Here is a 13,393-nt window from a genome sequence, read left to right as displayed (position 1 = left end):
GTGGCCTGGTCTCGACAGGCTCGACCACCGGGCGGGCTCGACCGCCGGGTCGGTGATTGAGCCTGTCGAAATCACGCGCCAGGGTCTCGACTGGCTCGACCACCGGGCGGGCTCGACCGCCGGGTCGGTGATTGAGCCTGTCGAAATCACGCGCCAGGGTCTCGACTCGCTCGACCACCGGGCAGGCTCGACCACCGGGTCGGCGGCGCTAGTGCGTGGAACCCTCGGTCTCGATTTCCGAGCGGTCGCCCGACCACAGGGTGTGGAAGGTGCCGGGCATGTCGACGCGTCTGTAGGTGTGCGCTCCGAAGAAGTCGCGCTGGCCCTGCACGAGCGCGGCGGGAAGCCGCTCGCTCGCGAGCGAGTCGAAGTAGCTGAGCGCCGACGCGAAACCGGGGACCGGGATGCCGGAGAGCGCCGCGGCCTACGGCCACCTCGACGCACCGAGCACGCTCATGGGAGTCACCGTACTTGGGTACACGGACCAGCTCGTCGAGATCGAAGCCGTCGCGGCAGTAGTCGACTGACACGACCAGCCCGCAAGACGTTCCCCATACGGACAGATGCCGGCCGCGCAGGCGACTTTGAACATTCGTGCAGACGAGTACGGAAGATGACTGCGGCACCGCCAGCGGCACCGCCAGCGGCTACAACACGGGTGGTTACAGCACCAGCTCGAGGCGGAACGTCACGGCATCGCCCTCCGAGATTCCCTCGGCGAGCCTGACCGCCTTCTTCACCGGCAGGAGGAACGTGTTCCGGGAGCCGTCAGGGAACACCGAGGTCGACCACCGGGTGGCGTTGACAACGGCGAGAACCTTGACCGAGCCGAACCCGTTGCGGCGGCCCTCGGTGATTTCACGAATGTCGTCAGCCACCTTCGAGGGCAGCGAGGCGAAGATCCAGGCACCCTTCCCCTCGTACTCCCAGAGCTCCGCCGTGAACGTGAACGTCGGGCCGAGGCCAGGGCTCTGCCCGTCCCGTGCCTGGTCCATCGGAGTGCCTTCGCTCATCTAGTTCGTCTCCGTTCTGCGCAGCAGGTCAGTCTGCGCTGCAGTTCAGGCCGGGATTCCCGGGTCGAGTGCGCCGGGCGCGGACGGGATGATCCCAAGCGGGATGACGTAGGTCGCGCGCTCGTTGACATCGATTGCGTAGCATTGCCAGCCGAATCCGCCCGGCCCGCTCAGCTCGAACCGAGCGTGCGAGCCGACGGCAAACGGGTGATAGCGCAGGACCGCGGCCCGGCAGGTGTTCTCCGCCGTGGCCGACGCGATCTGCAATGAGGTCAGGATGCCCGGCACGATCAGGGCCACGACGCCCAGCACGACGACGATGCGCATGAACGTCAGGGCGCGCCGACTGCGCAGGGGCCGGTCGGCATCCTGCGGCTCGTAGCCGGAGAGTTCGGGGTGCTGCTCGTCGCTGTCACTCATGGTGGGCTCCAGTATCGCAAATCTGCTGGTCGGTGGTCGAGCTTGTCGAGACCATCTTGCGTGGCCTGGTCTCGACAGGCTCGACCACCGGGCAGGCTCGACCACCGGGTCGGTGATTGAGCCTGTCGAAATCCCGCGCCAGGGTCTCGACTGGCTCGACCACCGGGCAGGCTCGACCACCGGGCAGGCTCGACCACCGGGCCGGGCGCTCAGGCCCGGCCGGGGTGAGGCCGGTGCGGTGAGCCTAGTGCGAGGAACCCTCGGTCTCGATTTCCGAGCGGTCGCCCGACCACAGGGTGTGGAAGGTGCCGGGCATGTCGACGCGCTTGTAGGTGTGCGCTCCGAAGAAGTCGCGCTGGCCCTGCACGAGCGCGGCGGGAAGCCGCTCGCTCGCGAGCGAGTCGAAGTAGCTCAGCGCCGACGCGAAACCGGGGACCGGGATACCGGAGAGCGCCGCGGTCGATACCACCCGGCGCCAGGCCGACTCGCCGTCGGCGACGGCCTGGGCGAAGTACGGGTCGACCAGCAGGGTCGGGATCGACGGGTCGTTCGCGTAGGCGTCGACGATCCGGTTGAGGAACTGAGCGCGGATGATGCAGCCGCCGCGCCAGATCGTGGCGATGGCGCCCTTGTCGATCTTCCAGCCGTACTTCTCGGCGCCGGCGATGATGGCGTCGAAGCCCTGGGCGTAGGCGACGACCTTGGAGGCGTAGAGGGCCTGGCGCACGTCGTCCTGGAAGGTGTGGCCGACAACGGCGATTTCCGGGCGGGCGCCGAGGGCCGCGCGGAGCGGCACGCGCTGCTCCGGGTGGCTGGACACGGCGCGGGCGAAGACGGCCTCGGCGATGCCGCCGACGGGCACGCCCAGGTCGAGGGCGTTCTGCACGGTCCAGACCCCGGTGCCCTTCGAGCCGGCCTCGTCGAGGACGACGTCGACGAACGGCAGGCCGGTCTTCGCGTCGACCTGGCGGAGCACCTCGGCGGTGATCTCGATCAGGTAGCTCTCGAGGTCGCCCGCGTTCCAGTCGGTGAACACGTCGGCGATGGCGGCGGGGGAGAGCCCGCCGACCTTGCGGAGCAGGTCGTAGGCCTCGGCGATGAGCTGCATGTCGGCGTACTCGATGCCGTTGTGGATCATCTTGACGAAGTGGCCCGCGCCATCCGTGCCCACATGCGTGACGCAGGGCACGCCGTCGACGACGGCCGCGATCGACTCAAGGATCGGGCCAAGGGTCTCGTAGGCCTCGGCGGAGCCGCCGGGCATGATGCTGGGTCCCTTGAGGGCGCCCTCCTCGCCGCCGGAGATGCCGGCGCCGACGAAGTTCACGCCGGTGGCGCGAACGGCCTTCTCCCGGCGGATGGTGTCCTGGAAGTCGGCGTTGCCGCCGTCGACGATGATGTCCCCGGGCTCGAACAGGGCGGTTAGCGCGCTGATCACGGCATCCGTGCCCGTGCCGGCCTGAACCATGATGATCGCGGTGCGCGGCTTCCGGAGCGACGCCGCGAATTCCTCGATCGTCTCGGAGGCGACGAAGTTCGCCTCCGGGTGCTCGCCGGTGAGGAGGCGGGTGCGCTCGGGCGAGCGGTTGTACACCGCCACCGTGTTCCCCGCCCGGCTGGCGAGGTTGCGGGCCAGATTCGACCCCATCACCGCCAGTCCCACTACGCCAATGTTTGCCTGTGCTGCGCCGGTTTCGGCCACGTTCGCTCCTTCAGGTGATTGATCTCAAACCTCTTTCAAGGCTACTGCGTCGGCCGGAACGGTTACGTGGCATGTCGGGCGGCCCCAGGCGACGGATGCCGGGCGCCCGGTTCGCCCCGGCCCGCCCGCTTTGCTAGACTCACGAGTTGAACTTCGGCGAGGGCTGTCGACGGCGGGAAACCGTCCATCGGCATCCGTTATCGACGCGGCGGGATGCTTCACGGCCTTTCCTCACGCGCACACGCGTTCGAGTTGAACCAGTACCCACGATTCCCGGACCTCGGTCCGCGAAACCAGACTGGGCCGTCCAGGCCCGCAAGGAGAAACATCATGGCTGAGGCCAAGAAGAAGGTTGTCACCGACAACAAGATTTCCGCCGACCTGCGCGTCAAGTTCGGCAAGGGCGCTGCCCGCAAGCTGCGCGTGCTGGGCAAGATCCCCGCCGTCATCTACGGCCACGGCACCGACCCGGTGCACGTCGCCCTCCCGGCCCACCAGATCGGCCTCCTGCTGCGCCGCGCCAACGCCGTGCTCGAACTGGACGTCGACGGCACCACCCACCTCACCCTGGTGAAGGATGTCCAGAAGGACCCGTTCCTGCAGATCATCGAGCACCTCGACCTCATCGTCATCCGCAAGGGTGAGAAGGTCCAGGTCGAGGTTTCCATCCACCTGACCGGCGAGGCCGTTTCCGGCACCATCGCCGACCTGGACTCGAAGTTCCTCATGCTCGAGGTCGAGGCCACGAGCATCCCGCAGAACATCGTCGTCTCCATCGACGGGCTCGACGACGGCGCGCAGATCCACGCGAAGGACGTCGTCCTCCCCGAGGGCGCGGCGCTCATCTCCGACCCCGACGCCCTCGTGGTCTACGTGCACCTGCCCGCCGCCGAGGAAGAGGAAGAGCCGGCCGAGGCCGCCGAGACCACCGAGGCTCCTGCCGCCGAGTAGTCTTCCCCACCCGGCTTCGTCGACCGCGGAGGAATTCCCTGGACGAGAATCTCTGGCTCGTAGTCGGGCTCGGTAACCCCGGGCCCGGCTACGCCGGCAACCGACACAACGTCGGCCACATGGTCGCGGCCGTGCTCGCCGACCGTCTGTCGGCGAACTTCAAGAACCACAAGACCAATTCGGCGGTCGCCGAGGGACGCAGTTTCCCCGGCGGACCCAAGCTGGTGCTGGCCAAGCCGAGCACCTACATGAACGTGTCCGGTGGCCCGGTCGCCGCGCTCCTGCGCTTCTACTCGCTTGAGCCCGACCGGTTGATCGTCGTCCACGACGACCTCGACCTCCCCTTCGACACGCTCAAGATCAAGGTCGGCGGCGGCCACGGCGGCCACAACGGCCTCCGTGACATCATCGCCGCGACCGGCACGAAGGAATTCGTGCGGATCCGGATCGGCATCGGGCGCCCGCCCGGGCGCCAGGACGCGGCCGACTTCGTGCTGCACGACTTCGGCAAGGACGAGCGGGCGATCCTGCCCACCCTGCTGACGGATGCCGCCGACGCGATCGAACTGATCGCCGCCGAGGGCGTCACCGCCGCCCAGCAGAAGTTCCACTCCCCGTAGCCCTTCGACCGGGAAGGTGATGGCGGCGGGGCTGCGTAGACTTGACGGGTGACTCTTCAGGGCTTAATTGCCACACTTTCGCGCGCCTCCAGATTCGACAACGCCCTCACGTTCGCGAACCGGGACGCCGATTTCTCGCTCACCGAGGGCCTGCGGGCGCCGCTGATCGCGGCCATGCTCGAGCAACGCGGCCGGCTGGAGAAGGCCCAGGCCCTGCTCGTCATCACGGCGACCGGGCGCGAATCGGAGTCCCTGCACGAGAATCTGGCCTGCTTCACCGACGGCGCCGAGATCGTCGACTTCCCGGCCTGGGAGACCCTCCCGCACGAACGGCTGAGCCCCGGCGCTGAGATCGTCGGCAAACGTCTCTACGCACTCCGACGGATGCGCGACTGGGAGGAGTCCGACCCGGCCGCCCGGCGCCCGCTGATCGTCATCGCCTCGGTGCGGGCCGCCCTGCAACCGGTGGCCGACAACCTCACCGACTACGAACCGATCGAGCTGGCCGCCGGCGCCCGCGGCCACGATCTCGGCGCCATCGCCAGGGAACTCGTCGGCCTCGCCTACACCCGGGTGGACATGGTCACCCGCCGGGGCGAGTTCGCCGTGCGCGGCGGCATCCTCGACGTGTTCCCGCCCGTGGCGCCGCATCCGTACCGGGCGGAGTTCTTCGGTGACGAGGTCGAGCAGATCCGCGCGTTCTCCGTCGCCGACCAGCGATCCCTGCCCGAGCCGATCGAGCGGGTGTCCCTGCCACCGAGCCGGGAACTGCTGCTCAGCCCGGCCGTGCGGCAGCGGGCCAGGGAGATGCAGCACGAGTTCCCGAGCCTGGCCGGGCTGCTCGCCAAGATCGCCGAGGGAATCCCCGTCGAGGGGATGGAGAGCCTCGCTCCCGCGCTGGTCGACCGGCTTGTGCCGATCACCCACTACCTTCCCCGCGAGGCGGCCGTGGCCGTGATTTCGCCCGAACGGGTCGCCTCCCGCGCGATCAGCCTCGCCGAGACGAACCGGGAGTTCCTCGGCGCAGCGTGGAGCGCCGCGACCGCCGGCGCCGAGGCCCCGATCGACCTCGAGTCCGGGGACTTCCTCACCCTCGGCCGGCTGCGCGACTCCGTGAAGTTCAGCGCGCCCGGCGCCCCAGCCTCCGCCCACGCCTGGTGGACATTCAGCTCGTTCCAGGCGGCGCCGACGGATGCCCCGGTGCTCCCCGTGTCTCGACAGGCTCCCGCCGGGTCTCGACAGGCTCGACCACCGGTGGTCGAGCCTGTCGAGACCCGCGTGCTCCCCGAGCACCGGGAACTCGACGAGCTGCTCACCGTGCGCGTCGACGGCGATGCCGTGCCGAGCTTCCAGGGCAGCGTGGAGGGTGCCGTCGGGCACCTCGCCGCGCGGCTGAAGGACGGCTGGACCGTCGGGATCGTCGCGCAGGGCGCCGGACTGGTCGAACGCGCCGCCGACGTGCTCGCCGAGCGTGAACTCCCGGCCCGGATCGTCGGCGAATGGCCCAGCGACCCGGAACCCGGCATCGCCTACCTGCTCAAGGCATCCGTCGACCACGGCTTCGAAATCCCGGAGACGAAACTCACCCTGGTCAGCGAGTCCGAGTTCTACGGCCGGGTCGTCGGCTACGACGCCCGCCAGGTCAAGAAGCTGGCCAGCCGGCGCAAGAACGTCGTCGACCCGCTCCAGCTGGGGGCCGGCGACCACGTCGTGCACCAGACCCACGGCATCGGGCGGTTCGTCGAGCTGACCCAGCGGGAGGTTTCCAGCGGGGGCCGCAACCCGGTCAAGACCAAGCGCGAATACCTTGTCCTCGAATACGCGCCGTCGAAGCGCGGCCACCCCGGGGACAAGCTCTACGTGCCGACCGACCAGCTCGACCTGGTCAGCCGATACGTCGGCGGGGAGGCGCCCGCGCTCAGCAAGATGGGCGGCAGCGACTGGTCGGCCGCGAAGACCAAGGCCCGCCGGGCGGTTCGGGACATCGCCGTCGAACTGGTGAAGCTGTACTCGGCGCGGATGGCCAGCAAGGGGCATGCCTTCGGGCCGGACACCCCGTGGCAGCGCGAGTTGGAGGAGGCGTTCCCGTTCGCGGAGACGCCCGACCAGCTCACCACCATCGACGAGGTGAAGGCCGACATGGAACGGCCCATCCCGATGGACCGGCTGCTGTCCGGCGATGTCGGCTTCGGCAAGACGGAGGTGGCGGTGCGGGCCGCGTTCAAGGCGATCCAGGACGGCAAGCAGGTCGTCATGCTCGTGCCGACGACCCTGCTCGTGCGCCAGCACATGGAGACCTTCCAGGAGCGCTTCGCCGGGTTCCCGATCCACCTGCGGGCGCTCAGCCGGTTCCAGACCGAGAAGGAATCCCGGGAGACCATCGCCGGGATGCTCGACGGCACCGTCGACCTCGTGATCGGCACCCACCGGCTGCTCTCCGAGTCGATCGTGATCAAGGACCTCGGCCTCGTCATCATCGACGAGGAGCAGCGGTTCGGGGTGGAGCACAAGGACGCGCTGAAAAAGCTGAAGACCAACGTGGACATCCTCGCGATGAGTGCCACACCGATCCCGCGCACCCTGGAGATGGCGGTCACCGGGATCCGGGAGATGTCGACCCTGGCCACCCCGCCGGAGGACCGGCACCCGATCCTCACCTTCGTCGGCCCGTACTCCGACCGGCAGGTGGCGGCCGCGATCCGCCGGGAGCTGCTGCGAGAGGGCCAGATCTTCGTCGTGCACAACCGGGTGTCGAGCATCAACCGGGTGGCCGCGAAGCTCGCCGAGCTCGTGCCCGAGGCGCGGATCGCCGTGGCGCACGGGCAGCTGCCCGAGGCCCAGCTGGAACAGGTCGTGGTGGACTTCTGGGAGCGCAGGTTCGACGTGCTCGTCTCGACGACGATCATCGAGACGGGCCTGGACATTGCCAACGCGAACACGATCATCATCGACCGCGCCGACAAGTTCGGGCTCAGCCAGTTGCACCAGTTGCGGGGGAGGGTCGGCCGTGGCCGGGAGCGCGCCTACGCCTACTTCCTCTACGACGAGAACAAGCCGCTCACCGAGATCGCCCACGACCGTCTGTCGACCATCGCGGCGAACAACGAACTGGGTGCCGGCATGCAGGTGGCGCTGAAGGACCTCGAGATCCGCGGGGCCGGCAACCTGCTCGGCGGCGAGCAGGCCGGGCACATCGCCGGCGTGGGCTTCGACCTGTACCTGCGGATGATCGGCGAGGCCGTGAGCACCTTCCGCGGCGACGTCGCGGAGGGGCAGACCGAGCTGCGGCTCGAACTGCCCGTCGACGCGCACATCCCCGAGGACTACGTCGACAGCGAGCGGTTGCGCCTCGAGGCCTACCAGAAGCTCTCCGCGGCAAGCTCTCCGACCGCCGCGAAGGACCAGATCGACCGGGTCCTCGACGAACTCACCGATCGCTATGGTGAGCCGCCGCAGCCGGTGCAGAACCTCATCCTGGTCTCCCGGCTCCGCTGGCTGGCCCAGCAGGCCGGCCTCGGCGAGGTCGTCGCCATGGGCTCGAACCTGCGCGTCGCCCCGGCGAACCTGGCCGATTCGATGCAGGTGCGACTGCAACGGATGTACCCGGGCTCGCGCTACTTCACCCAGAACGGGTCGATGACCGTGCCCATGCCCCGGATCAACGGCGAGCCGCTCGGCGACGCGGCCCTGATCGCGTGGGCCGGTTCCCTGCTGGACGCGATCTTCCCCCGCCCGGTCGACGCGGTCACCGTGCCGACCGCGTGACGCCGGCATCCGCCAGGGGTTTGCTCCGGTGGAGTGCGGTCGCGCCGCCGCCCGCGTGGAGCCCGGATCCGCCGCCTACGATGAGAACGAACCCCAGGAGGCCCGCATGACCCAGCCCAGCCAGCTCGACATCCTGATCGAGACCGTCGCCCGGCTCCGTGCGCCCGGCGGTTGCCCCTGGGACGCGGACCAGACCCACGAATCCCTCGTGCAGTACCTGATCGAGGAAAGCCACGAGCTGATCGACGCGATCGAGGCGGGCAGCCGCGAGGAACTGATCGAGGAACTCGGCGACGTCCTCTACCAGGTGCTCTTCCACGCCGACCTCGCCGCGCACAGCAGCGGCGAGGACTTCGACATTCAGGATGTCGCCGAGCAGATGACCGCGAAAATGGTGGGCCGGCATCCGCATGTCTTCGGCGACCTGTCGCTCGAGACCGCCGGCGACGTCGTCGCGGCGTGGGACGACTTCAAGGCCGCGGAGAAGCCGCACCGCACGAGCGTGCTCGACGGGATCCCGCAGGGAATGCCGGCCCTCGCCCTCGCCGACAAGGTGCTCGGGCGGGCGCAGAAGATCGGGCTGCTCGGCACGGAGTCGGCCTTCCCGCTCCCGATCGAGAGCGAAGACGAGCTCGGGCCGCTGCTGCTGGCCATCGTCTCCGCCGCGAAGGCGCAGGGGCTCGACGCGGAGCGCGCGCTCCGCACCGCGCTCCGCGGGCTGCAGGACGAGATCCGCGTCGCCGAGGGCGAGACCGACACCCCCGCAACGGAAGGAACCGACGTCTTCGACGCCGGCATCATCGGCCTGCCGGGCTGACCCGGCTGGCCCGCGCGAGCGTGCCGAGCGCACGATCAGGCGACGCGGCGTCCCGTGGGGAGTCGGCGGGCCGGGGTGATCGTGCGGCGCCAAGCCCAGAGCAGCGCCCCGGCGCCGAGGGCCAGGTGGATGCCAAGGCCGACGAACCAGGACGGCACTGCGTTGTCGTAGAGCTCTCGCGCCGTCGGCTGCTTGCCGTCGCCGTAGTATTGGCCCGTCGAATTGCAGTAGGGGACCTCGGCCTGCAGGTCGGGTGCAACCTGTGCCTGCCGCACCCCGACCGCGATCCAGCCGAACAGGTCCTGCGGGTTGCCGGAGGTGTCGAAGACGCCGGGGGACGCGTCCGCGACGACGACGTACGGATTCGCGGCGAGCACCCACCAGTAGCGGTCGAAACGGGGAACGTCCACCGTGGTCGCGGGATCGTGGCAGCCGGCCGGCGGCGTGAGGGTCTGTTCCGACTTCGTGGCGGTGCCGAGCAGGACGAACGCGATGGGCGTGCCGACGCTCAACGCGGCGACGATGAGGTAGGTGACGACGATCGAGAACAGGGGGCGGGTGACGACGCCGGACAGCCCGACGCCGACGGCGGCGATGACCCCGTGCTCGGCCGCGAGCACGAGCACGGAGACGGCGATCGTGCCAGGTGAGACCTGGCCTAGGGTGACCGCGAAGAGCAGGAACGGCACGGCGGCGGCGAGGAACGCGAGGGCCGTGATCCAGGCCGCGACGAACTTGCCCAGCACGAGTTGGCCCGTGCTGATCAGGGTGACCTGGGTTGTGGCGAGGGTGCCGATGTCGCGGTCGCCGTTGATGGCGTTGCCGCTGAGCGCTGGCGAGACGAGGGTGCCGAGCAGGAGCACGAAGAAGATGACGGCGGAGAAGACCGCGCCGCCGCCGGTCTCCCAGGCGGTGGTCGAGAGCCAGAGCAGCACCGTGACCGCCGCGACGAGCACCACGAAGATGCCGAGCAGGATGTACCACGCGACCCCGCGCACGCGCTGGCGCAGCTCGAGCGTGACGATGAGCCAGAGCCCGGCGACGAAATCCCGGGCCGGTGTGCGGTCGGGGGTCACAGCGGGGCGGGCGTTGGTGTCCACGGTGTTGCTCACGCGGCTGCCCCTCCGTTGGCTTCGGGGCGGGACAGGTCGATGAAGGTGTGCTCCAGATCGCCGACCGCCGGGCCGAAGGCGCTCACCTGCACGCCGGCTCCGACCAGCCGGGCCAGCAGGTCGGCCGCCGCCGCCTCGTTGTCGACCTGCACGAGCGTGCCGAGGTGGTCGGTCCGCGTTCCGGAGACGCCGGATGCCCGGAGGCCGCCTTCCAGGGAGGCCGGGTCGAGTGCGCGGATCCGCCACGACCTGGCGCTGGCGCCGGCCAGGGCGACGCGCTCGGCGCTCGCCGTGACTCCGTCGGCGAGGTATACCGCGGCATCGGCCATCTCGTCGAGTTCGGCGAGGACGTGGCTGGAAACGAGGATCGCCGTTCCCTCACCTGCGAGACGGCGAACGAGTTCGCGAAGCGCCACCCGGGCGGCCGGGTCGAGGCCGGATGCCGGTTCGTCGAGCAGCAGCACGGAGGGGGAGTGCACGAGGGCCCGGGCCAGGCTCAGCCGCTGCTTCTGCCCGCGGCTGAGCACACGGGACGGCCGGTCGGCGAGAGCCTCCATGCCGGTCAGGCCGATCAGTTCGTTCGCGCGGGCGGCGGCGGCGGGGCGGCTCATCCGGTACATCCGCCCGGTCACCTCCAGCGAGGCGCGAACGCTCAGGCTCGGCCAGGAGCCGAGCACGTCGGGCATCCAGCCCATCGCGGCGCGCACCGCCTGCGGATCCGTCACCGGGTCGTGGCCGGCGATCGTGATGGTGCCGGTATCGGGGGCGAGCAGGCTCGCGAGCATGAGCAGCAGTGTCGTCTTGCCGGCGCCGTTCGGCCCGATCAGGGCCGTCACCGAGCCCGGTGGCACGGCGAGAGTGGCGTCCCGCACGGCGTGCACGCTGCCGAACGAACGGCTGACCCCCGTGACCGTGATTCCCTGTGCTGCGTTTGACCCCATCGTTGCCCCCTCCGGCGTGATGATCGAAGTCTAGGGGGATGTCGTGCGGTGGCGGGGGATGCCCGTGACCGGTACCGTCGAACCATGAGCGACATTTCCTTCAACGAACTTCTGTCCACCCAGATCGGCAACGAGTTTGTGGCCTCGCAGCAGTACATCGCCATCGCCGTCTGGTTCGACAATCAGGCCCTGCCCCGGCTCGCCGCGCACTTCTACGCCCAGTCGATCGAAGAGCGCAACCACGCCATGATGCTGGTGCAGTACCGGCTCGACCGCGACCTCGGCGTCGAGATCCCGGGAATCCCGGCCGTGCAGAACAACTTCACCCTCGCCGTCGAGCCGATCGCCCTCGCCCTGGCCCAGGAGAAGCAGGTCACCTCCCAAATCGAGGCGCTCTTCCGCGCTGCCCGCGCAGACGGCGACGCCCTCGGCGAGCAGGCCATGCTCTGGTTCCTCAAGGAACAGGTCGAGGAGGTCGCGTCGATGTCCACGCTCCTGACGATCGCGCAACGGGCCGGCGACAACCTTTTCGACATCGAGAACTACATCGCGCGGGAAACGGTCGCCGGCGGCCCGGTCGACGCCGACGCCCCCGGGGCAGCAGGCGGCGCGCTCTAGGAGTCGGCCGACACGCGTCAACTCGCCCGCCCCGGTGGTCGAGCCCGCCCCCGGTGGTCGAGCCTGTCGAGACCCGCCCCGCCCCGGTGGTCGAGCCCCGCCCGGGTGGTCGAGCTCGTCGAGACCGGGCCGCCCCGGTGGTCGAGCTCGTCGAGACCCGTGGGGTGATTTCGGCAGGCTCAATCACCGGTGGTCGAGCTCGTCGAGACCCTGCCCGGTGGTCGAGCTCGTCGAGACCGGGACTACTCGGTCTGCTCGTCGCCGACGTGCTCGTCTGCTCGTTTCGGCCGGTGGGTTTTGCTGTGCAGTGGGATGGGGGTCTGTTCGGGGTCGACGGTGGCGGGTGGTTTCAGCCAGTAGTTGTCGTCGTGGCGGGTGATGGTCCAACCCATGTTGTGGAGTAGTAGGTGGTGGGGGTGGCAGAGGCAGATTCCGTCGGCGAGGTTGGTGTGGCCGTGTTCGAGGAGCCAGGTTTTGAGGTGGTGGGCTTCGGTCCAGGAGGGGGGTCTGTCGCAGTCGGGCCAGAGGCAGCCGCCGTCGCGGGTGCCCATGGCGGTGCGTTGGGCGGGGGTGAAGAGGCGTTGTTCTCGTCCGATGTCGAGGGGTTGCCCGGTGTTGGTGAAGAGGAGTCCGACGTATCCTGTGTCGCAGAGTTGTCGTTGGATGGTGGTGAGGGAGATCGGGGCGGGGCTGCCCTCGATGTAGCCGTGCCCGGTCGGCAGGGCCAGGGTCGTCCCGGGCTGGCCGGGCTGGCCGGGTTCGCCGGGTAGGCCGGGTTCGCTGGGCTGGCCGGGTTCGCCGGGTAGGCCGGGCTGGCCGGGTTGGCCGGGTTGGCCGGGTTGATTGGAGGGAGGTGCTGCGGCCGGGCTGACCGCGGGTGCGTCGGGTGCGTCGGGGGCTACGAGGGCTGTGGGCGTTGAGGGGGACGTGTTGGCCGGTGCACCGGGTGCACTGCCGGCACCGGCACCGGCACCGGCACCGGCACCGGCACCGGCACCGGCACCGGCACCGGTGCCGGCAGTGGCGCGGGCACCGGTGTCGGCAGTGGCGCGGGCACCGGTGTCGGTGAGGTCTTTGTGGGTGACGATGATGCGCACGGCGGGGCGGCGGCCGCCGAGCATTTGTCCGGGGTCGACTTCGCCGGCGATTTTGAGTAGTTGCACGAAGGAGTCTGCGGCGATTTGCGCGGTGGTGCGGGGGTCGTCCTGAATACTTTTGGCCCAGGCGGCGCGTGTTTTGTCGACGAAGCGGACGCCGCCGCGTCGGGGGCTGGTGATGGAGTCGTAGGTGGAGAGCACGAATTCGCCGTCTTCGGGGGCGAAGAGGCCGTGGAGTCGGACTTTGCCGTCGGGGAGGCGGTAGATCTTGAGGAACCGGTCGTCGTAGGCTTGTTTCTCGCGGGCGGCGATGCCGGCCTGGTCGAGGTCGTCGCGC

The 13,393-nt window shown here is 69.6% G+C and carries 10 protein-coding genes and 3 pseudogenes; 6 read left to right on the top strand and 7 right to left on the bottom strand.

What is annotated here, in order from left to right:
- Positions 1 to 208: 208 nt before the first annotated feature.
- A pseudogene (locus E3T48_RS03600) lies at positions 209 to 421 on the bottom strand (NADP-dependent phosphogluconate dehydrogenase); the annotation flags it as partial.
- 1 nt (position 422) lies between these two features.
- On the opposite strand from E3T48_RS03600, the pseudogene E3T48_RS03595 reads away from it, so the two are divergent.
- Positions 423 to 527 (top strand): annotated as a pseudogene (locus E3T48_RS03595) (RidA family protein); the annotation flags it as partial.
- 135 nt (positions 528 to 662) lie between these two features.
- Here E3T48_RS03595 and E3T48_RS03590 read toward each other — a convergent pair.
- The 3 genes from E3T48_RS03590 to gndA all read right to left on the bottom strand — a co-directional run bounded on the left by E3T48_RS03590 (position 663) and on the right by gndA (position 3,081).
- The gene (locus E3T48_RS03590) at positions 663 to 1,013 is read right to left on the bottom strand and encodes a DUF1905 domain-containing protein (protein ID WP_241986634.1); all 351 of its coding nucleotides are present in this window, start codon (positions 1,011 to 1,013) and stop codon (positions 663 to 665) included.
- Positions 1,014 to 1,058: 45 nt separating this feature from the next.
- On the bottom strand, positions 1,059 to 1,433 hold the full coding sequence (locus E3T48_RS03585) for a hypothetical protein (protein ID WP_134522485.1): 375 nt from the start codon (positions 1,431 to 1,433) through the stop codon (positions 1,059 to 1,061).
- 244 nt (positions 1,434 to 1,677) lie between these two features.
- A complete protein-coding gene (gene gndA / locus E3T48_RS03580) occupies positions 1,678 to 3,081 on the bottom strand; it encodes an NADP-dependent phosphogluconate dehydrogenase (RefSeq protein WP_241986641.1) in 1,404 nt (467 codons plus the stop codon).
- Between the two features lie 384 nt (positions 3,082 to 3,465).
- Here gndA and E3T48_RS03575 point away from each other — a divergent pair, with 384 nt between their 5' ends.
- The 4 genes from E3T48_RS03575 to E3T48_RS03560 all read left to right on the top strand — a co-directional run bounded on the left by E3T48_RS03575 (position 3,466) and on the right by E3T48_RS03560 (position 9,288).
- Positions 3,466 to 4,086, top strand: coding sequence for a 50S ribosomal protein L25/general stress protein Ctc (locus tag E3T48_RS03575; RefSeq protein WP_134522483.1), 621 nt, complete (start codon positions 3,466 to 3,468; stop codon positions 4,084 to 4,086).
- Positions 4,087 to 4,124: 38 nt separating this feature from the next.
- Complete coding sequence (gene pth / locus E3T48_RS03570) at positions 4,125 to 4,706, top strand: aminoacyl-tRNA hydrolase (protein ID WP_134522482.1); 582 nt, start codon at positions 4,125 to 4,127, stop codon at positions 4,704 to 4,706.
- Between the two features lie 48 nt (positions 4,707 to 4,754).
- Positions 4,755 to 8,471: a transcription-repair coupling factor gene (gene mfd / locus E3T48_RS03565; protein ID WP_134522481.1), complete on the top strand. Its 3,717-nt coding sequence runs from the start codon at positions 4,755 to 4,757 to the stop codon at positions 8,469 to 8,471.
- 106 nt (positions 8,472 to 8,577) lie between these two features.
- Positions 8,578 to 9,288, top strand: a complete 711-nt coding sequence (locus E3T48_RS03560) for a nucleoside triphosphate pyrophosphohydrolase (RefSeq protein ID WP_134522480.1) — start codon at positions 8,578 to 8,580, stop codon at positions 9,286 to 9,288.
- Positions 9,289 to 9,323: 35 nt separating this feature from the next.
- On the opposite strand, the gene E3T48_RS03555 is transcribed toward E3T48_RS03560, so the two are convergent.
- Positions 9,324 to 10,400: an ABC transporter permease gene (locus E3T48_RS03555; RefSeq protein ID WP_241986632.1), complete on the bottom strand. Its 1,077-nt coding sequence runs from the start codon at positions 10,398 to 10,400 to the stop codon at positions 9,324 to 9,326.
- Positions 10,397 to 11,341 (bottom strand): ABC transporter ATP-binding protein, encoded by a 945-nt coding sequence (locus E3T48_RS03550; RefSeq protein WP_134522479.1) that lies wholly within the window; start codon positions 11,339 to 11,341, stop codon positions 10,397 to 10,399. Before E3T48_RS03550 ends, E3T48_RS03555 begins: the two co-directional genes overlap by 4 nt.
- 84 nt (positions 11,342 to 11,425) lie before the next feature.
- On the opposite strand from E3T48_RS03550, the gene E3T48_RS03545 reads away from it, so the two are divergent.
- A complete protein-coding gene (locus E3T48_RS03545) occupies positions 11,426 to 11,959 on the top strand; it encodes a ferritin (protein ID WP_134522478.1) in 534 nt (177 codons plus the stop codon).
- Positions 11,960 to 12,201: 242 nt separating this feature from the next.
- Here E3T48_RS03545 and E3T48_RS03540 read toward each other — a convergent pair.
- A pseudogene (locus E3T48_RS03540) lies at positions 12,202 to 13,393 on the bottom strand (DUF222 domain-containing protein); the annotation flags it as partial.

The organism is Cryobacterium fucosi, from assembly GCF_004403515.1.
Taxonomy (GTDB): domain Bacteria; phylum Actinomycetota; class Actinomycetes; order Actinomycetales; family Microbacteriaceae; genus Cryobacterium; species Cryobacterium fucosi.
This window is presented reverse-complemented; position numbering and strand designations above follow the sequence as displayed.

Excerpts from the sequence above, each read along its gene's own strand:
- E3T48_RS03545 (WP_134522478.1), top strand. The coding sequence starts at position 11,426 with ATGAGCGACATTTCCTTCAACGAACTTCTGTCCACCCAGATCGGCAAC.
- E3T48_RS03590 (WP_241986634.1), bottom strand. The coding sequence starts at position 1,013 with ATGAGCGAAGGCACTCCGATGGACCAGGCACGGGACGGGCAGAGCCCT.
- E3T48_RS03560 (WP_134522480.1), top strand. The coding sequence starts at position 8,578 with ATGACCCAGCCCAGCCAGCTCGACATCCTGATCGAGACCGTCGCCCGG.
- E3T48_RS03575 (WP_134522483.1), top strand. The coding sequence starts at position 3,466 with ATGGCTGAGGCCAAGAAGAAGGTTGTCACCGACAACAAGATTTCCGCC.
- E3T48_RS03550 (WP_134522479.1), bottom strand. The coding sequence starts at position 11,341 with ATGGGGTCAAACGCAGCACAGGGAATCACGGTCACGGGGGTCAGCCGT.
- gndA (WP_241986641.1), bottom strand. The coding sequence starts at position 3,081 with ATGGGGTCGAATCTGGCCCGCAACCTCGCCAGCCGGGCGGGGAACACG.
- E3T48_RS03585 (WP_134522485.1), bottom strand. The coding sequence starts at position 1,433 with ATGAGTGACAGCGACGAGCAGCACCCCGAACTCTCCGGCTACGAGCCG.